General features: G+C 62.0%; 24 protein-coding genes and 1 pseudogene. 17 read left to right on the forward strand and 8 right to left on the reverse strand.

What is annotated here, in order from left to right:
• Both EN781_RS02805 and EN781_RS02810 read left to right on the forward strand, forming a co-directional pair.
• Window positions 1-1671: M23 family metallopeptidase (locus EN781_RS02805; RefSeq protein ID WP_145965440.1), on the forward strand; the 1671-nt coding region annotated here is incomplete at its 5' end.
• Window positions 1672-1876: 205 nt separating this feature from the next.
• A complete protein-coding gene (locus EN781_RS02810) occupies window positions 1877-3517 on the forward strand; it encodes a caspase family protein (protein ID WP_126058927.1) in 1641 nt (546 codons plus the stop codon).
• Between the two features lie 54 nt (window positions 3518-3571).
• On the opposite strand, the gene EN781_RS02815 is transcribed toward EN781_RS02810, so the two are convergent.
• Complete coding sequence (locus tag EN781_RS02815; protein WP_189347287.1) at window positions 3572-4108, reverse strand: OmpA family protein; 537 nt, start codon at window positions 4106-4108, stop codon at window positions 3572-3574.
• 194 nt (window positions 4109-4302) lie between these two features.
• On the opposite strand from EN781_RS02815, the gene EN781_RS02820 reads away from it, so the two are divergent.
• The gene (locus tag EN781_RS02820; protein WP_189347288.1) at window positions 4303-4878 is read left to right on the forward strand and encodes a hypothetical protein; all 576 of its coding nucleotides are present in this window, start codon (window positions 4303-4305) and stop codon (window positions 4876-4878) included.
• 72 nt (window positions 4879-4950) lie between these two features.
• Here EN781_RS02820 and EN781_RS02825 read toward each other — a convergent pair whose 3' ends face one another.
• From EN781_RS02825 to EN781_RS02840, 4 genes are all read right to left on the reverse strand, one after another.
• On the reverse strand, window positions 4951-5232 hold the full coding sequence (locus EN781_RS02825) for a hypothetical protein (RefSeq protein ID WP_245455434.1): 282 nt from the start codon (window positions 5230-5232) through the stop codon (window positions 4951-4953).
• Window positions 5233-5261: 29 nt separating this feature from the next.
• Window positions 5262-7772, reverse strand: a complete 2511-nt coding sequence (locus EN781_RS02830; protein ID WP_245492533.1) for a caspase family protein — start codon at window positions 7770-7772, stop codon at window positions 5262-5264.
• 428 nt (window positions 7773-8200) lie between these two features.
• Window positions 8201-9193 (reverse strand): cell division protein FtsZ, encoded by a 993-nt coding sequence (gene ftsZ / locus EN781_RS02835; protein WP_127399760.1) that lies wholly within the window; start codon window positions 9191-9193, stop codon window positions 8201-8203.
• Between the two features lie 257 nt (window positions 9194-9450).
• Window positions 9451-10182, reverse strand: a complete 732-nt coding sequence (locus EN781_RS02840; protein WP_126058923.1) for a GntR family transcriptional regulator — start codon at window positions 10180-10182, stop codon at window positions 9451-9453.
• Between the two features lie 158 nt (window positions 10183-10340).
• On the opposite strand from EN781_RS02840, the gene EN781_RS02845 reads away from it, so the two are divergent.
• From EN781_RS02845 to EN781_RS02875, 7 genes and pseudogenes are all read left to right on the forward strand, one after another.
• A complete protein-coding gene (locus EN781_RS02845) occupies window positions 10341-11999 on the forward strand; it encodes an amidohydrolase (RefSeq protein ID WP_126058922.1) in 1659 nt (552 codons plus the stop codon).
• A 1-nt stretch (window position 12000) separates the two neighbouring features.
• Window positions 12001-13146 carry an ABC transporter ATP-binding protein gene (locus tag EN781_RS02850; protein ID WP_126058921.1) on the forward strand — a complete coding sequence of 382 codons (1146 nt, stop codon included), beginning with the start codon at window positions 12001-12003 and terminating at the stop codon, window positions 13144-13146.
• The gene (locus EN781_RS02855; RefSeq protein ID WP_127399761.1) at window positions 13130-14056 is read left to right on the forward strand and encodes an ABC transporter permease; all 927 of its coding nucleotides are present in this window, start codon (window positions 13130-13132) and stop codon (window positions 14054-14056) included. The genes EN781_RS02850 and EN781_RS02855 overlap by 17 nt, the downstream gene beginning before the upstream one ends.
• Window positions 14046-14852 carry an ABC transporter permease gene (locus tag EN781_RS02860; RefSeq protein ID WP_126058920.1) on the forward strand — a complete coding sequence of 269 codons (807 nt, stop codon included), beginning with the start codon at window positions 14046-14048 and terminating at the stop codon, window positions 14850-14852. Before EN781_RS02855 ends, EN781_RS02860 begins: the two co-directional genes overlap by 11 nt.
• A gap of 25 nt (window positions 14853-14877) precedes the next feature.
• Window positions 14878-15909, forward strand: a complete 1032-nt coding sequence (locus EN781_RS02865) for an extracellular solute-binding protein (RefSeq protein WP_126058919.1) — start codon at window positions 14878-14880, stop codon at window positions 15907-15909.
• A 48-nt stretch (window positions 15910-15957) separates the two neighbouring features.
• Window positions 15958-16041: pseudogene (locus EN781_RS02870) on the forward strand (DUF779 domain-containing protein); the annotation flags it as partial.
• A gap of 108 nt (window positions 16042-16149) precedes the next feature.
• The gene (locus EN781_RS02875; protein ID WP_126058918.1) at window positions 16150-16365 is read left to right on the forward strand and encodes a DUF1858 domain-containing protein; all 216 of its coding nucleotides are present in this window, start codon (window positions 16150-16152) and stop codon (window positions 16363-16365) included.
• Here the strand turns inward: EN781_RS02875 and EN781_RS02880 are convergent.
• Window positions 16362-17066 (reverse strand): Crp/Fnr family transcriptional regulator, encoded by a 705-nt coding sequence (locus tag EN781_RS02880; RefSeq protein WP_126058917.1) that lies wholly within the window; start codon window positions 17064-17066, stop codon window positions 16362-16364. The two genes, EN781_RS02875 and EN781_RS02880, sit on opposite strands and share 4 nt — an antisense overlap.
• 248 nt (window positions 17067-17314) lie before the next feature.
• On the opposite strand from EN781_RS02880, the gene EN781_RS02885 reads away from it, so the two are divergent.
• The 5 genes from EN781_RS02885 to EN781_RS02905 all read left to right on the forward strand — a co-directional run bounded on the left by EN781_RS02885 (window position 17315) and on the right by EN781_RS02905 (window position 21099).
• Window positions 17315-17761 (forward strand): pseudoazurin, encoded by a 447-nt coding sequence (locus EN781_RS02885; protein WP_126058916.1) that lies wholly within the window; start codon window positions 17315-17317, stop codon window positions 17759-17761.
• A gap of 303 nt (window positions 17762-18064) precedes the next feature.
• Complete coding sequence (nirK, locus tag EN781_RS02890) at window positions 18065-19168, forward strand: copper-containing nitrite reductase (RefSeq protein ID WP_126058915.1); 1104 nt, start codon at window positions 18065-18067, stop codon at window positions 19166-19168.
• A 71-nt stretch (window positions 19169-19239) separates the two neighbouring features.
• Window positions 19240-20112 (forward strand): SUMF1/EgtB/PvdO family nonheme iron enzyme, encoded by an 873-nt coding sequence (locus EN781_RS02895; protein WP_126058914.1) that lies wholly within the window; start codon window positions 19240-19242, stop codon window positions 20110-20112.
• Between the two features lie 24 nt (window positions 20113-20136).
• Window positions 20137-20586, forward strand: coding sequence for a group III truncated hemoglobin (locus tag EN781_RS02900; protein ID WP_126058913.1), 450 nt, complete (start codon window positions 20137-20139; stop codon window positions 20584-20586).
• An 81-nt stretch (window positions 20587-20667) separates the two neighbouring features.
• A complete protein-coding gene (locus EN781_RS02905) occupies window positions 20668-21099 on the forward strand; it encodes a potassium channel family protein (RefSeq protein WP_126058912.1) in 432 nt (143 codons plus the stop codon).
• An 18-nt stretch (window positions 21100-21117) separates the two neighbouring features.
• On the opposite strand, the gene hemN is transcribed toward EN781_RS02905, so the two are convergent.
• Entirely contained in the window at window positions 21118-22491 is a 1374-nt protein-coding gene (gene hemN / locus EN781_RS02910; protein ID WP_126058911.1) for an oxygen-independent coproporphyrinogen III oxidase, read from the reverse strand.
• Between the two features lie 134 nt (window positions 22492-22625).
• On the opposite strand from hemN, the gene EN781_RS02915 reads away from it, so the two are divergent.
• The gene (locus EN781_RS02915; protein WP_126058910.1) at window positions 22626-23354 is read left to right on the forward strand and encodes a Crp/Fnr family transcriptional regulator; all 729 of its coding nucleotides are present in this window, start codon (window positions 22626-22628) and stop codon (window positions 23352-23354) included.
• A 28-nt stretch (window positions 23355-23382) separates the two neighbouring features.
• Here EN781_RS02915 and EN781_RS02920 read toward each other — a convergent pair whose 3' ends face one another.
• Window positions 23383-23799, reverse strand: a complete 417-nt coding sequence (locus tag EN781_RS02920) for a hemerythrin domain-containing protein (protein ID WP_126059403.1) — start codon at window positions 23797-23799, stop codon at window positions 23383-23385.
• A 241-nt stretch (window positions 23800-24040) separates the two neighbouring features.
• On the opposite strand from EN781_RS02920, the gene EN781_RS02925 reads away from it, so the two are divergent.
• Window positions 24041-24655, forward strand: a 615-nt coding sequence (locus EN781_RS02925; protein ID WP_189347289.1) for a cbb3-type cytochrome c oxidase subunit I, incomplete at its 3' end; no start/stop codon positions are given.

Here is a 24655-nt window from a genome sequence, read left to right on the forward strand (position 1 = left end):
GAAGACACGTTCGTGAAAATCCTCAATGACCGCAGCCTGGACAGCGTCGTGCTTGACGCGCATTTCTCGGCCGACGATGCGAAACTCGCCGGCGAGGCGCTGAAGGCACTGTTCAAACGGGAAAGCCTGGAACCGGGCCATGTCGTGGCCATGCGTGGCTTCAGGCCGACGCGCGAAGCGACGACAGCGTCGCTCATGCAGGTTTCGATCTACGCCAGGAACGTCTATGTCGGGACACTGACGCGCAACGCCGAGGGAGCGTTCGTGTCGGGCGTCGACCCATGGGTCCGCGAGGATCTATTCAACTATTCAGGCGCATCCGACGAGGGCGGGCCCAAGCGCCAGTATCGTCTGCTCGACGCGATCTATTCGACGGCCGCACGCAACAAGGTTCCGACCAGCGTAATCGGCGAGGCGATCATGTATCTGTCGCGGGGGCAGGATCTCGACGCCTTCGCCAGTGAAGACCAGCGCCTGGTGCTGATCTATTCGCAAACGCCTCGCGGCCAAAGCGAGATCTCCGGACGGGTCCTCTATGTCGGCGTCCAGGGCACCGAGAAAAGCCTCGACTGTTTCGTTTTCCAGCAAAGCGACGGCCAGTTTGCGTGCGTCACCGGCAATGACGAGGTTCGTTCGCTGGCCGTGACCAACGGCATGGTCACCCCGGTGAGCGGGGTCATGACCTCGACCTTCGGCCCGCGCAAGCACCCGATCCTCGGCACGGTTCGGATCCATAAGGGCGTCGACTGGGCTGCTCCGATCGGTACACCAATCATGGCCGCCTTCGATGGCGAGATCACTTTTCAGGGCGATGGCGGCAGCTATGGCAATCTGGTGAAGATTTCACATCCCAACGGGCGCGAGACGCGCTACGCGCATATGCAGAAATTCGCGCTCGCGAGCGGCGTCGGCACCAAGGTGAAGGCCGGCGACGTCATTGGCTATATCGGCACCACCGGGCTTTCGACCGGCCCGCATCTGCATTTCGAGCTCTACCAGGCCGGCGTGGCGATCGATCCGCTGGGAACGGTCACCACGGTTGCCAGCTACGTTTCAGGCGGTTCTGGCGGGTCCGGCGATGCTGCCGTCGAGACGCTGACCGACCGCATCGTCCATGTCGAAAGCGGCGGCAGCGCGCGGGCCAAGAACCCGCTTTCCTCCGCGACCGGCGCCGGCCAGTTCATCACCAAGACCTGGATCCGGATGATGAACACCTACAGGCCAGATCTCGCCCGCTCGCTGTCGACCGCCGACCTGCTCGCGCTTCGCTACGACGCCACGCTGTCGCGCGAGATGGTGCGCAACCTGGCGCGCGAGGGCGAGGCCTATCTCCGCGCCCGCGGGCACCAGATCACCGCCGGGCGGCTCTATCTCTGTCATTTCCTCGGCATGGAAGGCGCGGCCCAGGTGCTGGCGGCGCCGGGCTCGACGCAACTGAGCGCGGTGCTCGGATCGGCCGTCATCCAGGCCAACCCGTTCCTAACCGGCAAGACGGCCAGCTACGTCATGGACTGGGCGGAACGGAAAATGGGCCAGAAGGTCGCCCGGGTCGCCACCGACGCGGGCCAGCAGACGACGACCACGACCGAGATCCGCCAGACGTCGCCGGAATTCGAAAAGTACAAGCAGGCCCTCACCGCCCTCATTAGCTCGGTTCAGAACACTCTTTGACCGCCCCTCGACCGGTGGGGTCGTTGGTGTTCCCCCTGCCAGGTGCTATTATCGGCGAACTTTTTTGGGCCTTTTGTGAACCAAAACTGTGGCCGGGGTCACAGACGCCCAGACGCCATTTTTGGCAGAAGCGACTTGTGTCGCGGATGAATTTTAGCATGTGCAGACACCACTAGCGCGCCCCGTTGGGGCGGAGGGCTGACCCATGAAAGCGTTCGCCGTCTTTCTGAGCGGATTTATCCTGTTTGTCCTGGCCTCGCTCGCCGCCCAGGCCGCCGCGCCCGACAGCGTCGCGCCCGACCCCAAACGCGTCGCGCTGGTGATCGGCAACAGCAAATACGTCCATGCCGTCGCCTTGCCCAATCCCGCCAATGACGCACAGCTCATTGCATCGACGCTGCGCAACGCCGGCTTCGAGGTTATCGAAGGCCTGGACCAGGACAATGCGGGCATGCACAGCCTCATCAGCCGGTTCACCGAGCAATCCTACGACGCCGACCTCGCCGTCATCTACTACGCCGGCCACGGCATGCAGGTAGACGGCAAGAATTTCCTCATTCCGGTCGATGCCGAGCTGACGTCGCCGGCCTATCTCAAGACCCGCACCATCCAGATCGACGAGTTCATGTCGGCGCTGCCGCCCGAGCCGGCGGTCGGGGTCATCATCCTCGACGCCTGCCGCGATAATCCGCTGGCAAGGACTCTTGCCGCCGCGCTGCCGAAGAGCCGTTCGCTGGGGGCCGGACTGGCGCCGGTCGAGGCCAAATCGGACGGTGTCGGCACCGGCGGCATCCTGATTGCCTACGCAACCGATCCCGGCGCCATCGCTTTCGATGGCAACGGCGTCAACAGTCCCTATTCGACCGCCCTCGCCAGGCACCTGACCGAGCCGGGCGTCGAGATCCAGAGCGCGCTGACGCGCGTGCGCGGCGAAGTGACCGAGACCACGCAAGGCCGGCAGCGGCCGTGGCACAATGCCTCGCTGGGGCGCGAGGTCTTCATGGGAAAACCTGTCGAGGCGACGCCCGCGGCAAAACCCGCAGCCGAGACACCCGGCGCCGCGGCCACTTCGACCCCCGCCCTAGTGGTCGGCGAACCTCCGTCATGGGAAGTCGAGCAGCGTCTGTGGGACGAGGCCTCGAAGAAGAATTCCATCCCGTTCTACGAGGCCTATCTCGAACAGTTCCCGAACGGCCGTTTCGCCACGGTGGCGAAGCTGAACATCGACGAGTTGCAGGACCCGAAAGCCGAAGACAAGCAGGTCGCGGCCCTCGATACGGACGAGGCGAACGCCAATTCCGGCTCCGCCGTGCGCACGTCGGTCGGCATTTCGGACGAAATGAAGCAGGCGCTGGGCAGCGAACTGACGGAAAGCGCCATCGGTCTCGATCGCGAGGGGCGCATCGATCTGCAGTTGCGCATCGAGGTCCTCGGCAACGAACTTGGCAGCGTTGACGGGAATATGGGCCCCAAGACCCGCCAGGCGATCGGCGACTGGCAAGAGGAGAACGGCCTGCCGCCGACCGGCTTCCTGACGCGGGAGCAACTGGCCTTCCTGGTGGTCCAGACGGACCCGATGATGGAGGCGGTGCGCGCCAGGCACGCCGCCGACCAGGCCCGCGCGACGACGCCGAAGAAACAGGTGGTGCAGAAGGCCCGCGCACCGAAGCCGGTGGTGCAGAAGCAGCGCAAGAAGCAACAGCAGGTCGTTCAGAAGAAGCGCAACCGCGACACCCTGGTCGGCCGGGAGGAACCCCCGCCGCCCCAGGACAACAACAACGACTTCCTGACCAAGGCGCTGATCTTCGGCACCGGTGTGGCTGTGGGCGGCGTGCTCAACAAGTGACGGCCGGAACCCGGGCCTGCCGCAAAGGGCGCCTGCCGACGCAAATGAGGGGTGCTACTCCGTCCTGATCCGCATTTCGACCCGGCGGTTGACCGGATCGTACGGGTTGGCGCTGCGCGGATGCGTCTTGCCCAGGCCGATCGCTTCGAGCCTGGTGGCGGCAACGCCATTGGCCGTCAGGAAGGCGGCCACCGATTGCGCTCTCCTTTGTGACAGTTCCTGATTGTAGCGGGACGAGCCGGAGGCGTCGGTGTGACCTTCGACGACGAAGCTGAAAGAGCTCAGCCGTTGGTCCTTCAACGCCTTGGCGAACTCGTCGAGCTCGGTGCGCGCGGTCGTGTCGAGCTGGGCTGAATCGAGCCCGAAATTGATCATCATGTCGAGGCCGGTTTTCTTGGCCGGCGCGTCCTTCGCCTCGGCCTTGCTCTTGCACTCGTCCTCGGTGCCGACGCAAATCCCGCGCGAAGCGCCGAGATTGCCCGCTCCGGCAAAAAACTTCACAATGTCTTCCGATTTCTGCAGCGGATCGGCAAAAGCCTGGCCAGACACAAGCACGACCGCCAACACAAAGGCTGAACTGCCCATTCGCATAACCGTTACTCCCGTTTGAAGCATCCGATTTCGCCGGCCGCGGATCATATCAAATTCCGAAGCGATTGTCTGTCGGCCACACCGAAAATATCCGGCATCGCCGGCGATGGCCGCCTGCCCGTCGAGCAAGACTTGACCGGCGCCTCGCCGGGCGCTTGAGTGGCTGTTATTCCTCGGGGAAAGGCGTGGCGGCCATGGCCAATGAGCTCCGATACAAAACGGCACGGGACCTTTTCACGGCTTGTCCCGCTGTCGCCGGGGACATGAGCGCCCTCCCGACCGAACAGGCCTCGATCGAGTTCTGCCGAGCCCTGCTCGCCGGGCCGGTGCCCGAGGAAGCAATCACGTTCTGTGCCTATCTGCTCGCCGAACGGGCCGCGGTCTGGTGGGCTCATGAATGCCTGAGCCACCTGCGCGACCTGCTCGACGGGCAGGACCTGGAGTTGCTCATGCTTGTCGGCGACTGGGTCAGCGAGCCGGACAATCCCAGGCACCATGCGGCGCTGAGCAGGGCCGTGGCGATGCCGCCGACGACGCCGGTCGCCTGGATTGCCCTGGCCGTGATATGGCGCGACGGCGGTTTAGCCGCGGACGAGGCGGCGATGCCTGTGATGCGGCCGTTCCCCGCCGCCCATGCGGTCAATGCCGGGATACTGGCGGGGCTGGCACGTGTCGCGCTCGCCGATCGCTTTTCCGTGCTTTCAGCCTTCGTCGAAATGGGCATCCAGACGGCGGAGATCGAGGCGCTGCGCCAATCTGCGGATGCCTAGGCCTTTGTGAAGCGGTGCTGAAGCCAGTGGCGCAGCGCACGGTCATCGCAGCCGGCTGCCCTGGATGCTTGGTCATCCTCCCCAGCCGCCGCCGCTATTGCCTCCGCCGCTCCCACCGCCTCCCATAGTGGGAACAACAGGCGCGGTCACAGTGGTTTCCTCAACCGGCTTTACCACTTTTTTGGCGGTCACCTTTTTCTGTTTGACGACCGTGGTCTGAGGGGTCGTGCGGACCACCTTCTGCTGCGGCTTCGCCGCCACCGGTGTCGGCTCGGCCTTGGGCATCAGGGACGTGCAGCCCATGAGCGCCACCATGAAGCCGAACAGCGTTGTTGCGGTGATTGCCTGCTTCAATGTCCTGCCCACCATTGCCTCCCGGTTGATCAGAAAAGGTCCCTGCGCGGATTGGCTTCTTCCCACACCCCTCTGGCCGCGTTGATCAGCTGAGTGTCCAGCGAGCCGGTCGCGGCGACCTTCGACTTGAGTTCCTGTTGCAACTGCTCCAGCGCCGCCGTTTTCGGCTTCGCTGCGAATTTTGCCAGCGTCTTCCTGGCCTCCGGCAGCTCCTTGCGAAGGTCGAGCGCGGCCGCGAAAGCGAGGAAACGCGCGGCGACGGCCTGATTGGCCTTGTCGCCCTTCTGCATTTCGAGAGCCGCGCGATCGTAGGCGCCGGACTGATCGCCGCGCATGGTCCCTAGCTCGAACAGTCTTTGTGCCTCGGCGAGGTCCCGCTCCACGCCGGAGCCGTCCCGGTACATGCGCCCAAGGCTGGCTGGAGCGTAGGGCTGGCCGAGATCGATGGCCCGTTGAAACAGCGTCAGCGCCATCTTCGGATCCTTGTCCACGCCCTGGCCGCTAAGATAGTTCCGGCCGAGCAGGTTCATCGAATACATGTCCTGCCGCTGCACGCCGGCCTGAAGGAAGGCAACCGCGCGATCCGGGTCGGCGGTCACGCCGTTGCGGCCCTCCGTGAAGATCGCGGCGAGATCGTTCATGGCATAGGTGTGCCCCATCGCCGCGGCCTTGAGCAGCAGGTCCAACCCCTTTGCAGTGTCGGGCCTGACGCCGTAGCCGTTGAACAGGGCGCGCCCCCAGGACGTCATGCCGTAGGGATCGCCCTTGTCCGACGCAGCCTTGTAGAGGGCATTGGCCTGCGTGCGGTCCTGAGCGGTTCCGGTTCCGGTCGCATGCAGGTAGCCGAGTTCGAAGACGGCGCGGACATGCCCCCTTTTCGCGGCCTCCTCGATGGCTGTCCTGGCATCCTCGACCTTGCCCACGGCAAGCAGAGCGCGTCCGAGTTCATAGCGGAAGCGGGGTACATCCGGATAAGCCTTCACAGCCGTCTCGCACGCGTCCACCGCGCCGGCGCCGATCTCGTTGGGCAACAGGCCGGGGACCACGCCTTGCAGGTCGAGCGGTTCGCCGGCGGCCGTGTCGCATGGATCGACGCTTGGCGAGAGTTTCATGCTGGCGGGCTTGGATGAATTGTCGTCGGCCCGGATTTCGAGGCCGACTATGAGCGGCTTGACGGTGCCGATCTGCGGTTCGTACCGCAGGTGCTCGACCTCGTCGGCCCTTAGGCTTGAGTCGGGCGTCAGTGTTCGGTCAGGCAGGGATAGCGTTCCCGTTGCCGGATAGCTCGCGACTTTCAGGCTGACCGCGGGGTCCTTCGTCGGCAGATCCAGGTTCAGCGCAACCGGGCCGACGCCCACCGGAACACCGATGTCACGATTTTCGATCGCCTCTGCGGCGCCGGTGATTTGGATGCCGCGCTCCAGGATCTGCTGCTTCTGCTCGGCCTCCAGCGAGGCCATGATCTGCTGACCATCGGCTCCCTCGCCGCTCTTGACGCGAAACACCAGTATGCCCTGGCTTTGGCCGCCCCAGTCGTCATGCGTGGCGTAGGCCAGCATATCCACCTCGTCCTGCGCGGCGGCGCCCTTGGGGACATCCATCTTCAGGCGCGGCAGGTCCTTGCCCTGGATCGGCTGGCCGACCTCGACAGGCTTGCCGTCCAGCGTCAGGCGGCCGAGAGCCGGCGGTCTCTCGATGCTGACGGTGACGGTTCCGCCGTCGACATCGACCGGCTGCGGCAGGCCGAGATCGACCGGGCCGACCCCCGACAACACGACCTTCTCCAGCACCGGCGGCAGCGAGGGCCGGGTGGCGCGGCGCATCAGCACGACCTCGTCGATCAGCGAGGAGTTTTCCCAGGGAACCTGCTTGCCGTCGGTCGCCTGGACGACGTCGCGGCGCACCGCGGCCATCACGGCGCGGATCTCCTGGTTAGGCGCCAGCGCGCGGCGCGAAAATGCCGATGAGAAGGGACTAAGGTCACCGGTTCCGTCATAGGCGACCGAGCCCGGTTCGGTGGCGAAGGCGATCAGCGTGTTCAGCGAGCTCTTGACCTGCGCGAGGCCGGCATTGCCGGCGGTGATCAGTTGATCCCGCAGCCAGTAGTCCTTGCGCGGGAACGGGTTGTTGCGGCAGGCGTCGAGGATGATCACCTGGATCTTCGATTTCGAGCGCAGTTGCTCCAACACATCGTTGAGCTTGATCGCCTGGACCTCGATGTCGGCCGCCCTCTTCAGCGAGGCGTCGACCGGGATCAGGAAATTCTCGCCGCCGATCTGGAAGCCGTGGCCGGAATAGTAGACGACAGCCAGGTCGGCGCCGTCGGCGGCGGCCAGATAGCTGCGAAACTGCTTCTCGAATTCGAGCTTGGTGAGATCCTTGGCGACGAACACGTCGAAGCCGGCAAGCCGAAACGTGTTCGACACATCCGCGGCATCCTTGTCCGGGTTCTTGAGCGCCGGGATTTCACGATATTCGGAATTGCCGATCACAAGGGCAACCCTTCGATCGGCGTGAGCGTCGAACGTCGCGAGGCTCACGATGATCAAGGCTGCAATGAACGCGCAGCATCGCAGCATGGCAAATCCTTAACTGCTATGACCTGTCGACCACAAGAACGCAGCTTGCGGTGTCAGGGTCTGTTAAAGAGTTCACAATCTGCCGATACAGGAACTGAGAGAGGCGCCAAGGCGAATGCGGGCGCATTCCTCATCCAATCAGTTTCTAAATTACCCTAGAGGCGGAGGTTCCGCAATGATCTGAGCCGGCTTGTCGATGGTGCGGTCGGCAACGTGCTGCGGCCGCCTCGCCGCGAACATCCGCGCGATGCTCATCGCCTCCAGGACGCGACGATAGTCGAGCAGGAATGATCGGCTGGTCGGTCTGGCACGCCGGGTTTGCGGCTGGATTCGGTCAAAGGTTGAGCGACAGTGCGGCAAGTGCGTCGCCGTTGGACAGGCCGAGCGCTTCAAGCGGTCCTTTGCTCGGGCTGTGCAATGTCCATGATCTTGCGCAGGCCCGTTGCGACGACCGATACCCGGAACTTCCCGGCCAATGCCTGGTCGAAGATGGCGCCCACGATAATGTCGGCGTCGGCGTCGACCTCTTCCCGTATCCGTGTCGCAGCCTCATCGACCTCGAACAGCGTCATGTCCGTGCCGCCGCAGATCGACACGAGCAGGCCTCTGGCGCCTGTCATGGAAGCCTCATCGAGCAGCGGATTGGCGATCGCAGCCTCGGCCGCAGTCCTTGCACGGCCCTCGCCAGAAGCCTCGCCGGTTCCCATCATCGCCCGGCCCATGTCCCGCATCACTGACTTCACATCGGCGAAATCGAGATTGATCAGGCCTTCTTTCACGATGAGATCCGTGATGCATCCGACACCCGCGTAGAGAACACGGTCTGCCATGGCAAAGGCGTCGGCAAACGTGGTCCTGGCGTCGGCGACCCTGAAGAGGTTCTGGTTCGGGATGACGATCACCGTATCGGCGCACTCGCGAAGGCGTTCTATGCCTTCCTCCGCGGCCTGGGTCCTGCGCTTGCCCTCGAACACGAAAGGCTTGGTAACGACCGCCACCGTCAAGATGCCGGCATCGCGTGCGGCACGCGCAATAACCGGCGCCGCGCCTGTCCCGGTGCCACCCCCCATGCCCGCCGTGATGAAACACATATGCGTTCCCGCGAGATGATCCATGATCTCGTCTATGGATTCCTCCGCGGCCGCGCTGCCGACCTGTGGCAAAGATCCGGCCCCCAAACCTTCTGTCACATGCGCGCCCAACTGGATCAGCCGCGACGACTTCGACATCGTGAGCGCCTGGGCATCAGTATTGGCGACGACGAACTCGACGCCCTGCAAGCCTTCGGAGATCATGTTGTTGACGGCGTTTCCGCCGGCGCCGCCGACGCCGACAACGGTGATCTTAGGCCTCATCTCCAGGATTTCCGGCTTGGCGGTCATTTTTCATCTTTCTAGCGAAATCACCTGCTGCCCCGCCGCACTATCAAGCGGAACCGGAGCAACGAGCACACGAATCAGGCGACCCCCACCAAAGGCAGGGAATCAGAGCGGACGCCTCCCCGCAAGGTCCGCCAAACGTCTGTCCAAGGGCAACGCCCTGCCCTGAACCGGAAGCTTCGAGCTTTTGCGCCTGTTTCAGTCGTTCCAGGGGCTATTGTCGTCGGCAAAAAGCCTTTGTCGCATGGGGAGCCTGATACTCAAACAGCCAGACCCGGTCGGGTCTGCGACTCCTCGTTTCGGGATAGATACAGGTCGCGCAGATCACGCTGTCTGAGCATGAGGTCCAGGATGCCATCCCTCGATTGCCGGATATGACGGCGGGATTCGCGGCAGGCTGTGTCGGCGTCCCCGGCAGCGATCGCTTCAACAATCATATGATGGTCGTCACGCGCCGCCTTCCAGTCGTTCAGCTGGGTCAATTCCATCCACACATAGACTTGGCACTTGTCCAAAAGTCCGTTCAGCATTTCCGCGAGCATGACGTTGGCGCTAAATCGCGCGATTGCGCGATGGATTTCCATGCCGGTCTGCATCTCCTCCAGCCGGGCACGGGGAGATGGGTCGATTTGCGCCAGGCGCTCGCAATCCGCGACCAAGCCGCGCAGCAGTTCCACTTCATCGAGGGTGATACGGGCGATCGCCAAGGTCGTCGCATAGGCGTCCAGCTCTGCCCGGATGTCGAAGACGTTCCGGAGCATCGTTTCGTCAAATTGAACCACCGCAAATCCCGTGCGGGGACGTTCGACCACAAGCCCGTCACGCTCCAATCGATTAAGTGCCTCGCGCACCGGCGTCCGGCTGACCTGAAGCTGTTCGACGAGCTCGAGTTCCGTAATTCGTCTGCCCGGTGACAGCTGCCCGGTCACGATCATCGCTTTGATCGATTCGTAGGTCGACTGACGCAAATGTCCGCGGGCAACGTCGTTCATCGGGGCTCCTAACACCGGCTGGCGTCAACGCGGCAAATAGGTACCGGTTGACTCACGCATTCACAAGCGCATAGTGTATACAACAAAGTATTCAAAAAATGTAGCCAATTGCTGCCCTAACCGGAAGGGAAGTTGGGCAGGCTGGGGGAGCGTCATTGATGCAAGCGGACATAGTGGTCACGAGCGCAAAGATTCTGACCATGGACCCGGCCAGGCCGGCGGCTTCTGCGATGGCCGTCGCAAATGGACGAATTCTCGCTGTTGGCGACGCAACCGAAGTGCTGCCGTTTGCCGGCAATTTGACGCGGATGATCGACGCTGCCGGCCGAAGCGTGCTGCCGGGCTTCATCGAAGCGCACATGCATGTGTTTGGCGGCGGCGCCATCCTCAATGACCTGTTGCTGACGGGCACGAAGGGTAAAACCGCGATCCGCGAAAAAGTGCGGGCTCACGCCGCGGCAAATCCGGAAGCGAAGGTCCTTTTTTGCCAGGGTGCCGACTATGACATGCTCGATGGCAGCCCGATCGACCGGTATTTCCTCGACAGCATCCTCGATGACCGGCCCCTGGCCTTCGTGGCCTTTGACCATCACACAATGTGGGCCAACACCATACTGCTAGAGGAAGTCCGGCTTCTCCACGGCAAAGCCCTGGGCCCCGGCAACGAGGTGGTCATGGGCGGCGATGGCCTTGCTACCGGCGAACTGCGCGAAGTCGAGGCCTTCGGACCGGTCAATGTCTATGCCGGCACATTTCGTTCGTCGCTGGGGCTTTCCACGGGAGGCGAGCCGCCCGAACCGCCAACGCCAGAGGAAAGGGCGCTGGACCGGGCGTCCATAAAAGCCGCCCTGGCCTGGTGCGCCAGGCACGGGATCACGTCGATCCACAACATGGACGGAAATCTTTACACACTGGAACTGCTCGACGAGATCCAGGATCAGGGCGCCCTGCTCTGCCGCGTCAAGGTTCCCTTCCATTTCAAGAACTTCATGACGGTCGACATGCTGGAAAAGGCGTCCCGCATGAATGACGACTATCGCGGGGACTGGCTGAACTCCGGTCTCGTGAAGGCTTTTTATGACGGCGTGATCGAAGGCTACACCGCTTATCTCGTCGACGGCTATGCAGACCGGCCCGACTTCACCGGGGAACCGCTCTTCACGCAGGCCCAATTCACGGAAATGGCGACCGAGGCGGACCGGCGCGGTCTGCAGATCGCCGTGCACGCGATCGGCGACGGTGCGGTGCGCGCGGTCCTGAACGGCTATGAAGCCGCCATGAAGGCCAATGGCCCGCGGGACGCGCGCCACCGGATCGAGCATATCGAGGTCATCCAGCCCAGCGACATTCCGCGCTTTGCTGTCCTTGGCGCGATCGCGTCCATGCAGCCGCCGCATCCCCCGGGCGTGATGGATTTCCCGCTTGAACCGGCCAAGACCCGCATCGGGCCCGATCGCTGGCCGCTTGCCTATGCCTGGCGGACTTTAAAGCAGGCGGGAGCCCATGTTGTCTTTGCGTCGGATTGGCCGGTGGCGCGGATTGACGTCCTGGCCGGCATCCATGCGGCCGTCAACCGCGAGCCCTGGGCGCCGCATCTGCCAGACCAGAGCTACACCCTCCACGAGGCGATTGCCGCCTATACGATCGAAGGTGCCTATGCCGAACACGCGGAGGACCGGAAGGGACAACTCAAACCCGGTCATTTCGCCGATTTTGTCCTCCTATCCGGCGATATCGAGGCCGTTTCACCCGGGGAGATCAACACCCTCTCACCTGCACTCACCGTCTGCGGCGGTCGCGTTACCTTCGAGGCCTGATATGCTGGCATTGTCCCAACCCACCCAACCGCAAACCGCGGATCGTCGCCTGGCGATCCAGGCGATCGGCCTGCAAAAGAGTTATGGCACCGGCGCCTCGGCCTTCCTGGCGCTTGACGATGTGTCGATCGACATTACCGAAAACGAGTTCTTTACGTTGCTGGGCCCGTCCGGTTGCGGAAAAACGACGCTTTTGAGGCTGATCGCTGGGTTCAACTTTCCGACCAATGGACAAATCCTGCTCCGCGGCAAGGACATTGCGGCGCTTCCGCCGTTTCGGCGGCCAATCAACACGGTTTTCCAGAACTACGCGCTCTTTCCCCACATGTCTGTCGCCGAGAACATCGGTTTCGGAGTGAAAATGCTGGGCTGGACGAAGTCCAGGTGCGTGGATCGCGTGGCCGCGATGCTGAAACTCGTGCGGATGGAAACGCTTGCCGACCGGCGGACCAGTGAGATCTCCGGCGGGCAGCAGCAGCGTGTCGCCCTGGCCCGCGCTCTGGCTCCGCAACCGGAAGTGCTTTTGCTCGATGAACCGTTGTCGGCCCTCGACTACAAGCTGAGAAAGGAGATGCAGGTCGAATTGAAGCGGCTCCAAACTGAAACCGGCATCACGTTTATTTTCGTGACGCACGATCAGGAGGAAGCCCTGGCAATGTCCGACCGCATTGCCGTCATGAACCGTGGGCGGGTGCTCCAGGTTGGCCGTCCGCGGGAAATCTACAACGCTCCGGTGGATAGGTTCGTCGCCGACTTCATCGGCGAATCGAACATTCTGAGCGGCCGGCTTGTCGGGCAGGCCGCTGCGGATGCTCACCAGGTCAGAATTGCTGGCGCTGTCGCTACCGCCTACGGCAAAGCCGGAACTTCCGGCGACGGGACGGTTCAGGTCCTGATCCGCCCGGAACATGTCGACGTCCTCGACGCCCCGTCATCGGACTGCATTCCTGCAGTCGTCGAGGACGAGGTTTTCGTTGGGACGGACACCCGCCTTCAATTGCGCCTGAACGACGGTTCGACTTTCACAGCCCGCCTGACCAACAGCCCGGAACAAGAGAAAATCAGGACGTCCGGCACACAGGTATGGCTGCGAATCCATAGCCGTAGCGCCCGGCTGCTCGGAGGCGAACATGTCCGGCATCGCTGAGATGGCGGCCACACGCCGAACCGCCGAAAGCCGGCGCCGCTGGTTGCTCAAGGCGCCGGCCCTGGCGACAATCGTGATCGCCTCTGTCGGGCCGCTTGCAGTGATGCTTGTCTATTCGGTGATGGCAAAGGGCGCCTTCGGCGGGGTCGCACTCGGTCAGTTCAGCCTCGACGGCTGGACGAACGTCTTTGTGGAGCGGGATCCCTTTGACGACACGCTCGTACTGGCCGATGCCAATCTCATCATCTTCTGGCGTTCCATCAAACTGGCACTGGTCACGACGCTAGCCACGCTGCTCATCGGCTTCCCGACCGCCTATTACATTGCGACCCGGCCCGAGCAGGTCCGGTCGCAATGGATGCTGCTGATCACGATCCCCTTTTGGACCAATCTTCTGATCCGCACCTTCGCGATCATGGGCATCCTGTCCAATCAGGGGCCGGTCAACAATATCCTCATCTGGGCCGGGTTGATCGACAAGCCCATGCAGATGCTGTTCACGGACGGGGCGGTTCTCCTGGGGCTCGTCTACGTCTACCTGCCACTCATGGTGCTGCCGATCTATGCGAGCCTTGAGCGCATGGATTTCAACCTTGTGGAGGCAGGGTACGATCTTTATGCGACGCGCTCAAAGGTGCTTTGGCATATCGTCATCCCCTCCTGCAAGCCGGGCCTGATCGCCGGATCGATCCTCGTCTTCATCCCCGCAATCGGCGCCTATGTGACGCCGCGCGTCTTGGGCGGGGGAAAGAACATGATGATGGGCAACCTGATCGAACTGCAGTTCGGTCAGGGTCGAAACTGGCCCCTCGGCGCAGCACTGTCCATCTGCCTCCTGGTGATCGTGACAGTGGCGCTCATCATCTACATCCGCGGAAGTTCGGGTAAGGAGAATGCGCATGGCCGCTAGTCAGCACGCATTCGATCTGAAGGCGCAGCCAGGCTTCAGCATTATTGCGCGATCGGCGATCGTCGCTCTCTATTTGCCGATCCTCATCCTCGTCGTGTTCGCCTTCAACGCGACCTCCTCGCTCGGCGTCTGGGGCGGCTTCTCCTTCGATTGGTTCGTCAAGGCCTGGCACAACGACCTGATCATCAATGCAGCTCTCTTCTCTTTGTTTCTTGCCACCGTGGCCGGCGTCCTGGCGACCGTCATGGCCACGATGGCCGCCATTGCCATGACCCGAACCGACGCCTATCGCGGGCAGTTGGTCTCCTACGCCCTGATCAACCAGCCACTGATCGTTCCTGAAATCGTAACGGCCATCTCGCTTCTGATCGTGTTCGCCGCAGTCAAGTCGGCAACCGGCTACTCGGGCACCGGCTATCTGGTCCTGGCGCACACGGCCTTCTGCATCCCGTTTGCATATCTGCCGATCCGCGCTCGGCTGGAAGGCATGGATCTGACCCTCGAAACCGCGGCAGCCGATCTCTATGCGGATCCGTGGAAGACGTTCCTGCATGTGACGCTTCCGAGGCTGGCGCCCGGCATCATAGCGGGTTTCATGCTGGCCTTCGTCATTTCGCTCGATGATGTCGTCATCACCGATCTCGTGAAGTCCGGCGGACAGGAAACCCTGCCGACCTACATGCTGGGTCAGATCCGTCGCGACATGACCCCCGAAGTCAATGCTGCCGCCACCATGCTTCTGGTGCCCTCGATCCTTCTGGTGACGGCCGTGCATCTGATCAACCGCAAAAAATAATCAACCTTACAGAGGAGTGACAAGCATGCGATCCATATTGACGGCGCTGACATCGGCGATGCTGCTCGCGGCGGCAAGTTCAGCGGCCCTCGCTGAGGAAGAACTGAGCCTCTATAACTGGGGCAATTACACCAGCCCGGAACTCCTGGAAAAATTCAAGAAGGAAACCGGCATCAAGGTCACGGTGACGGACTACGACTCCAACGATACCGCGCTGTCCAAGGTCAGGGCGGGCGGCTCGGGTTTCGACATGGTGGTTCCGTCGGCCAATTTCGTGCCGATCTGGATCAAAGAGGGTCTCCTCCTTGAATCGCGGCCCGACCAGATGCCGAATTTCAAGAATGTCGACGAACGCTGGGTGAATGTCGGCTGGGATCCGGGCCGTCATTACTCTGTGCCGTGGCAGTGGGGTATGACTGGGCCGGTCGTTGCCACTTCCGTCTACAAGGGTGACATCAACACCAGCGCAATCTGGCTCGATCCGCCGCAGGAACTGAAGGGCAAGATCAATGTCGTGCCCGAGAAGAACGATGTTCTCTATGCCGCCATCCGGTACATGGGCGGCACTTGGTGCACCGGAGACAAGGCGCTGCTGAAGAAGGTTCGAGACAAGCTGCTCGAAGCCAAGAAGTCCTGGGTCTCGATGGATTACGGCATCGAAAAGATGGACAGCCGCGATACGCTGGCCCAGCTCTACTACAATGGCGCCGCATTCCGGGCGCGGCAGGTCAATGCCGACATAAAGCTCGGCTTCCCCAAGGAAGGCTATTCGCTGTTCATGGACAGCGTGGCAATCCTCGCCGACGCGCCGCATCCGGACAATGCCAAGAAGTTCCTGAACTTCATCATGGCGCCTGAAAACGCGGCCCTGATTTCGAACTTCGCGACCTATGCCAACGGCATCAAGGGCTCGACCCAATTCATGCGCGACGACATCAAGGCCGCGCCCGAGTTGAACATTCCGGCGGAGTACATTGCCGCCGGTGGCTGGCAGGAAGTCTGCCCCGCCGAGGTCGACGAACTCTATACCCGTATCTGGACCGACCTGATGAAGTGATGCGCGCGCTCCGGCGGAGGTCCATCCTCCGCCGGAGCCCCCGGTCACATTGTCGACGTGGTGCCTTGCCGAGGCGGCATGTTCTCGCTGGATAACGGGCGGGAGAAGCGGTTCCTGACGCGGTCGACGGTCTGCGTTGTTCAACCGCGATGTGCAGCAGGCTGCTTCTTCTTTGTCTTGGCGCAACGAGCATCCCGGAAATCAGATGCAGCATGCCGCCTCCAAGCGTGGGCAAGCGGCATGAAACGCAAATTCAGCGACGATGCGACGATGGACGAAATCATGCACAGGTCGCCGGCGGCCATCCGGGTCGTGCTCCAGCACGGCATGCTTTGCGTCGGCTGCCCGATTGCTTCATTCCACACCGTTTCCGACGCAGCACGAGAGCACAATCTGAACGACGAACAACTCAGTCGCGATTTGTGGACTGCAATCGAGAGTTCCGGCTCCGACTAGCTCTTCTCGGCGCGGCCTTCCGCAATCAAAAGGAGCCGGTGAGGCTCTACCACGGTCACCTTCTGGCGCCCGCTTTTGACCAAACCCTGGTCTTCCCACGACGACAGTAGTCGGCTCACCGTATGGAGCGTTGTTCCCGTCATCTCGGCAATATCCTGGCGGGAGATCGGGAAGTCGATGAGGATTCCCTCCTCTGTCTTTCTGCCCGTCTGCTTGACCAGCTTGAGCAGCGCGTGGGCGACCCGCTGATCCACCTGCTCTGTAGCCATTTCGATGACGCGCGCATGAGCATCCTGCAGCCTGCTACCTACGGCTTTGTACGTATTGGCGCTGAAACTGGGGAAATCGGCTGCGAATTCCGGCCACAAGCGGCTCGGCCAGGCAAGAACCACGCAATCGACGGCGGCGATAGCATTTGCCGGATAGGTGGTGCGGCCAAGTGCATGGGCGATTCCCATCAACTCGCCTGGACTTATGTACCGCACCGTCACCTCATGACCATCCGGCGTCGATTTCACGACGCGCACATGGCCGTCGAGCAGCAGGAAAAAGGAATGAGCTTCCTGTTCCTGCTCGAACAGCGGTTGGTCCTTGGCGATCCTCAATGATCGAGCCTGGCCGACTATCCGGTCGAGATCCGCGGCGGCCATACCCGCAAAGACAGGCAGCCCGGCAATCAGCGAGCGATCGAGGCTACCCAACTCTGTCCCCTCCCGAATTTGATGCTGCCAGTGCATCACGGTCCATCTGGTCAGGGAATGTCTCATGGGCGACCGACAGGCGGCAAGAGCAGCGTGCTTCGGCTCTCGTCCATGCGCGCCACCCTCCATGAGAAGCCCAAGGGAAGTTTTGGTCGCGAGTTTGCGCCAGCGCAAATCGCCGAACCGTCTGGTGGCTTAAAGGGGGCGCAACGGTTGATGCCGTGACGAACCCAAGAAAGGATTTCCAAATGAAACTTCCCCTGATCGCCGCGGCCGTTGCCCTGCTCTCCCTCGCCGGCGCAGTCAATGCCGAAGAACACGTCGTGCAGATGCTGAACAAGGGCGAGAAAGGCTCAATGGTCTTCCAGCCCGCCCTTGTTCGGGCAGCACCCGGCGACACGATCAAGTTCGTACCGACCGACAAGTCCCACAATGCCGAAAGCATCAAGGACATGATCCCGGACGGCGCCGAAGCCTTCAAGGGAAAACCCAATGAGGAGGTCGCGGTGGCCCTGACCAAGGAGGGCGTCTACGGCGTGAAGTGCGCTCCGCACTACGGCATGGGCATGGTGGCGCTGATCGTCGTCGGCAAACCTGTCAACCTCGAAGCGGCCCAAGCCGTCAAGCAGATCGGAAAGGCCAAACCCGTATTTGCCGAGTTATTCGCCGAAGCGACCAAAACCGCTTCCAACTGATCTGATTTTCATAGATGCCCTCCGGTTTGCAATCTTCCGGAGGCACAGGCCGGACAGACCGGGGGAGCGGTCTGGTCCGGCCTGTCTTTTACAGGCTTCGTGCCGCACTGCCGATGCCTCTCCCTACGAAACCGTTGGTCGATCCACAGATGCCTCTGCCCACGGGTCGGCGTCCGCATTGGTGCATCCATCTCTAAAACACGAAACCGTACCAAGCGTATTGGATTTGCGTTAGCGCAAAGACGTGGCCAGAGCCGAGATTATTGTGAGGACATCAAGTTGCTAGAGCCAAGGAGATGGAAAATGCTTACGAGACGCGAAGCTTTGTTGGGTTCTGTTCTTACCGCGGCCGCTGCCGCGGCCGTTGTTGCAATGCCAGTCACGGCAAGCGCGAAGGACGTCGCCGGGCTGCCGCGTGAGAAGGCCACCCTGGTGGCGCCGCCGTTCGTCCACGCTCATGAGCAGGTGGCCAAGGGCGGCCCGAAGGTCGTCGAATTCACCATGACGATCGAGGAGAAGCCGATGGTCATCGATGCCGACGGCACGCAGCTCAATGCGATGACCTACAACGGCTCGATCCCTGGCCCTCTGATGGTCGTGCATGAAGGCGACTATATCGAGCTCACCCTGATCAATCCCGAGACCAATACGCTCGCCCACAACATCGACTTCCATGCGGCCACCGGCGCGCTTGGCGGCGGCGCGCTGACGCTGATCAATCCCGGCGAGCAGGTCACGCTGCGCTTCAAGGCCACGCGCCCCGGGACGTTCGTCTACCACTGCGCGCCCGGCGGCGCGATGATCCCGTGGCATGTCGTGTCGGGGATGAGCGGTGCCGTGATGATACTGCCGCGCGACGGCCTCAAGGACGACAAGGGCAAGCCGGTCCGTTATGACCGCATCTACTATATCGGCGAGAACGACTTCTACATCCCCCGCGACGAGCAGGGAAAATTCAGGAAATACGAGTCGGCCGGCGACAACTATGACGACACCGTGAAAGTCATGCGCGGATTGATCCCGACCCATGTCGTGTTCAACGGCAAGGCGGGATCGCTCACTGGCGACAGCGCCATGAAGGCCAAGGTCGGCGAGACCGTCCTGATCGTGCACTCGCAAGCCAATCGCGACACCCGCCCGCACCTGATCGGCGGCCATGGTGACTTCGTCTGGGAAGGGGGCAAGTTTGCCAACCCGCCGGCCAAGGACATGGAAACCTGGTTCATCCGCGGCGGGTCGGCTGGGGCGGCGCTGTATACCTTCCTGCAGCCGGGCATCTACGCCTATGTGAACCACAATCTGATCGAGGCGGTGGAGCTTGGCGCGACCGCGCACTTCACGGTCGACGGCAGCTGGGACGACGACCTGATGATGCAGGTCGAGGCGCCCAGGGCGATCGCTTCATAGGCGGGAGATCGGAACCTCGGTGCAACCCGCGGCGGAGCCAACGGGTTGCACTCACGGCCGGACTTGATGCGATGTCCTTTGACCCTCTCTTTGCCTCCGGAACGATTGCAGCTGCCGCGTTGATCGGCATGGGCATAACCCATGCGCTCGACACGAGCTCCTTGGAGACCCTTCAACCGATGGCCGTGCGCGAACTGTTGGTGCTCGGGCCCGGCTCGTTCTATCACCCACAGCCGGGGGAATTCCTCCAGGAAAACCATCCCGTCGCGGCGCCCGTCGTGAAGGAGACGATCGATGCACCGCTGGAAATCATGAAGTACCAGGTAAGCGTTTCGGAATATGCAGGTTGCGTGGCGGACGACGCCTGCAAGCCGGCTGACACGGCAAGCGTGGGCACCGTTCCCGTCACGGGTGTGAGCTATCTCGATGCCGAAGCCTATGCGAGGTGGCTGTCAGCCCGTACCGGTGAGGCATGGCGGTTGCCCACGGACACGGAGTGGGCCTATGCCGCGGGCGAACGATTCCGGGCTGACATCGAGGGCGGCAATGGCGACCCGAACAACCCCGCGCGACGCTGGCTGGCCCAATATCGCCTCGAGAGCGCGCTAGGCCGGAAGCCGGATCCTGCACCAAGGGTACAGGGCGCCTTTGGTGTCAACTCGAAGGGATTGGCGGACGTTGCCGGCAACATCTGGGAATGGACTGCGACATGCTACGTCCATGCGACGGTCGCTGGGGGCGGTGCGGATATCGCCAGATCGATCGACAATTGCGGGGTGCACGCCGTGGAGGGCTTCCACCGCACCTACATGTCGAACTTCATTCGGGACGGCAAAAGCGGCGGCTGCGCCGTCGGAACGCCGCCCGACAATCTGGGTTTCCGGCTTGTCCGCGACCGGCCCGGTTTCGTGCAGGCCGCCCTTCGGCGCCTGGGATTGTCCTGATAGCAGCAGTAACGAAAGAATGTGATGACCTCGAAATCAGCTTTGGTCGACAGGGTGCGCCCCGTCGCGGAACAACCCTTGGACCACGCCGGTGTCGATCGGGAGTCGATCGGAAAACTGGTCCGCGAGTTCTACACCAAAGTCAGGAACGACGAACGGCTTGGGCCGATTTTCGCACGCGAGATCACCGGTGATTGGCAGCCGCACCTGGAGAAAATGACGGACTTCTGGTGTTCCGTCATCCTGAAGAGCGGTGACTATCACGGCCGCCCGGTGCCCGCTCATCTCAAACTCAAGGATGTCACCGAGGCCGATTTCGAGATCTGGCGCGCCCTGTTTGGTCAGACGGCGGCCGAACTCTTCGCTCCGGAGACAGCGGCAGTGTTTGTCGACCGGGCGCAGCGGATAGCGACGAGCCTGAAACTGGCGATGTTCTTTCGGCTTCCACCCACTTCGACAGTCGGTGGCCGATAGCTGGCCCTGGCGGAACCTGCCTGGACTTCAGGTTTGATCTCGCGCAAGGAAACCATCTCTCGCGGTTCCTAATTTTCTCCCATGGCTCTCAACCTGTTGGTCGGCACGATCGTCATAAGCCTGACGGTCGTCATTCACACCTTCGGCCTCATCGCGGTCACCCGTGCGATGGGACATCTGGTGGCGCGATTTCGCATGCATGGCCGGCGAAGCCGCGTTCTTGCGATGATCAGCGTGGTAATGGGTCTTTTTGCCGTGATGACAGCCGAGGTCTGGTTGTGGGCCGGGGTGTATCGCATGCTCGGCGTCCTGCCCGACTTCGAGACGGCGCTCTACTTCTCCACCATCACCTTCTCGACGGTTGGCTATGGCGACATCGTGCCTGTTCACGCATGGCGCGTGCTGGCGGCACTGGAAGGGGTGAACGGTTTTCTCCTGCTCGGCTGGTCGACCGCCTATCTGATCGCGGCCGGAACGCGCATCGGCCCGTTCAGGGTTGGCGAGCACTTTTGACCGGCCGCCCGGACCGTTTCAGACTGCCACGGAATGTCTGCCCGTTCGCTTTTCGAGATATTTATCGAACCTCGCCGCCACTGTCCTGACGATGGGGCGGCTCTCCTCCGGCACGACAAAGGTCTCGCCGTCGAGTGCAAGCATCTTGCCGGCGCCGCCGATGGCCAGGCGGCTTGCCACGAGGAGCAGCTCTTCGCCGACCGATCCGAAGAGCTCCACCAGATCGATGGCCGAAAAGCGGAATTGGCACATCAGGCGTTCGATGATCCAGCCTCTCGCGACATCGTCGACACTCAGCTCGATGCCGCGGCCCGTCGCGAGTTGTCCGCTGTTCACAGCCTTCTCGTACTCGCCCGTTGCGGTGATGTTCTGTGCGTAGCCTTGCCGGAAGCGGCTGATGGCGGATGGCCCGAGACCGATCAGGGTTTCGCACCGATCCTCGGTATAGCCCTGGAAATTGCGACGAATCTTTCCGGCGCGAGCCGAGATGGCGAGCGCATCATCCGGCTTTGCGAAGTGGTCTATTCCGATTGCCTCATATCCGGCTGACACGATCAGCTGAGCTGCCAGCTGCGACTGAGCCAACCGTTCGGCGGACTGTGGCAGCCACGCATCGTCGATCATCGTTTGATGCTTCTTGAACCACGGTACATGCGCGTATCCAAACAACGCAATCCTGTCGGGCTCCAGCGTCAGCGCCTGCGTGACCGTCGAGGCAACGCTTTCGAGTGTCTGGTGCGGCAGCCCGTAAAGCAGGTCCAGATTGACGGATCTCACGCCGCGCGCGCGGGTGCCGTCCACAACATGGCGGGTCAACTGAAAGCTCTGTTCGCGGTTGATCGCTCTCTGCACCTTGGGATCGAAGTCCTGTACGCCAAGACTGGCTCTGGTCATGCCGATTGCGGCGAGGGCGTCCAGACGGGTCTCGTCCATGTCGTTGGGATCGATTTCGACGCTGACACTGGCGTCCTCAAGAAATTCGAACAGGTGCCGCAGGAGTTTTCCGAGCGCCAGCATGTCGTCGGGTTTCAACATGGTCGGCGAACCGCCTCCAAAATGAACGGCTCGGATGCGACCCCTGTCGCTCACAAGCTGCGCGACCGTTTCAATCTCCCTGTGCAGAGCGCTCAGAAAAGTCGTTACCGGCGCATAGTGTCTTGTCTGCTTGGTATGGCATGCGCAGAACCAGCACAGCCTGTCGCAATAGGGGACATGCAGGTAGAGTGAAATCTCGTCATCGCCTTCGAGCGCGTTCATCCAGCCGCGAACCGTTATCGCGTCAACGCCGGCGTGAAAGTGCGGCGCAGTCGGATAGCTCGTGTAGCGCGGAACGTTTTCGCCCGCCGCGACGGTCAAACTTGCCTGGCTGTTGTTGGCCGCATTTGTCTGCATGAGCGGCACCCTAGAAACGCCAGAATGCCGCGTCCTTGATCTTCGTCAAAGCAGCTGACGGCAAGGACAAACTGACGCAACGATTCTCGAGGCAGCGGTGGTATTCTGCCTGCATCTTGACCTCGAGCGATGAAATGACAGTCAGACAGGACGTTCACAGTTCCGGCATTCCCGTGCTTTGCCAGTCCTGCGAAGCGCGGCATCGCGGCGTCTGCGGCGCTCTCGATCCCAACCAGCTCGTCGGGCTCGCCAGAACCTCGTCAAGGCACAGTGTCGAGCCCGGGGCCGAACTGATCGGCGACGCCCAGGCCATCGACAGCTATTCGAACATACTTTCCGGCGTCGTGAAACTGACGAAGAGCCTTTCGGATGGACGCCAGCAGATTGTCGGCCTCCAGTTCGCGCCGGATTTTCTGGGACGTCCGTTCAAGGCGGAAAGCGAAATCAACGCGGAGGCCGCAACGGCTGTCTCCCTTTGTTCGTTCCCGAAGACGGCCATCGAACGCATGATGAAGGAATCGCCGGAGCTCGAACATCGCCTGCTCAAGCAGGCGCTGAACGAGCTCGATGAGGCGCGCGACTGGATGGTGACGCTGGGCCGCAAGACTGCGTCGGAGAAGGTGGCAAGCTTCCTCCTGATGATCGCCAGGAACATCGACCCCACAGCCGACCCGGCGGCTAGGTCGGCGACTTTCGATCTGCCGCTGACGCGCGCGGATATCGCGGATTTCCTCGGTCTGACGATCGAGACGGTAAGCCGCCAGTTAACCAGGCTGCGAACCGATGGCGTCATCCGGATCGAGAACAACCGGCGCGTTTTGGTGGACAGTCTCGGACGGCTGGAGCAGCGCTCCGGCGCCTAGACCCGGCGTCGCCGGCGCCGTTGCGGTTCTAGTCAGAATCTGGGATCCCGATCAGCGGCAGCACGTGCTCGCGTTCAAACGCTATATGCCGGCGCAGGCTTTCGAAGAAACCGCGCAACATGAAGCCAATGGCTTCTGCATTATCTACCCTCTCGCCGTGACCGATCGCCAGCAGAATTTCAGTGATCTCGTCGGCGAAGCATTCGTCTTCGACGTGCTCGGCGCGCAGCCGCTGGATTGAAGCAACACCCGCATTGTTGGCCGCCACCGCAACCTCGTAGGCGGGAAAGATGACCGTCTCTTCGTATCGATGAATGCTGCGCAGCAGCGGAACGATCGCGTTGGCCGTGCCGAGGCACTTCAGACGATCGACGCCTGGCAAGGCGTCTGCAATTCTTTCCAGGGCAACGCAGAGCTGCAGCTTCTCCCAATGCGCGCGCTTCATCACCGCGGCTGGGATCGCCTCCCTGCCCACTCGCGCCGAAGCCATCGCGTCTTCGCTGCGCGCATCGAACAACGACGGTCCTTGCTCCCCGCTCAATGCAGTCTCCCTTGGCTGGATCGAGGCTGCCCAATCCAAAACAAGGCGGCTTTGACCTGGATCAAGGCGACACCGCAGCAACTGCGGAATTGGTGCCGATGCGGATCGACGTCCGCGCACCAGAATCCAAGGTCGGGGACATGCCATGAAATTCGGCACGGAAATTGTCTTGTTGTGCTTCTTCACCTTCCTGGCGCTGGTGGCAGCCGGCTTTGGTGTCGACGAACCTTTCCGGCAGCACATGTGGGTGCTGTTCTTTGTGTTGCTCGGTTCTGTCGTTGTCCTCCTGCGCAACACGAGCTTTGCAGCGCCCGTCCCGATTGATCCCTCCGCCTATATGGATGGGCCGGTCCGTTACGGTGCCATCGCAACGATGTTCTGGGGCGTCGTCGGCATGCTGGTCGGCGTGATCATTGCCTTGCAGCTTGCCTACCCGGACCTCAACATCCAGCCTTGGTTCAACTTCGGCCGCCTGCGGCCGCTGCACACATCCGGCGTTGTCTTCGCCTTCGGCGGCAATGCGCTGCTTTGCACGTCTCTGTATGTTGTGCAGCGCACCTGCCGCGCCCGGCTCTTCGGCGGCGATCTCGCCTGGTTCGTGTTCTGGGGCTATCAGCTTTTCATCGTCATGGCCGCGACCGGCTACCTGCTTGGCATCACCGAGAGCCGCGAATACGCCGAACCCGAATGGTATGTGGACCTTTGGCTGACCATCGTCTGGGTCGCTTATCTCATCCTGTTCCTCGGCACGATCCTGAAG

The sequence above is a fragment of the Mesorhizobium sp. M4A.F.Ca.ET.090.04.2.1 genome, assembly GCF_003999085.1.
Lineage (GTDB): Bacteria > Pseudomonadota > Alphaproteobacteria > Rhizobiales > Rhizobiaceae > Mesorhizobium.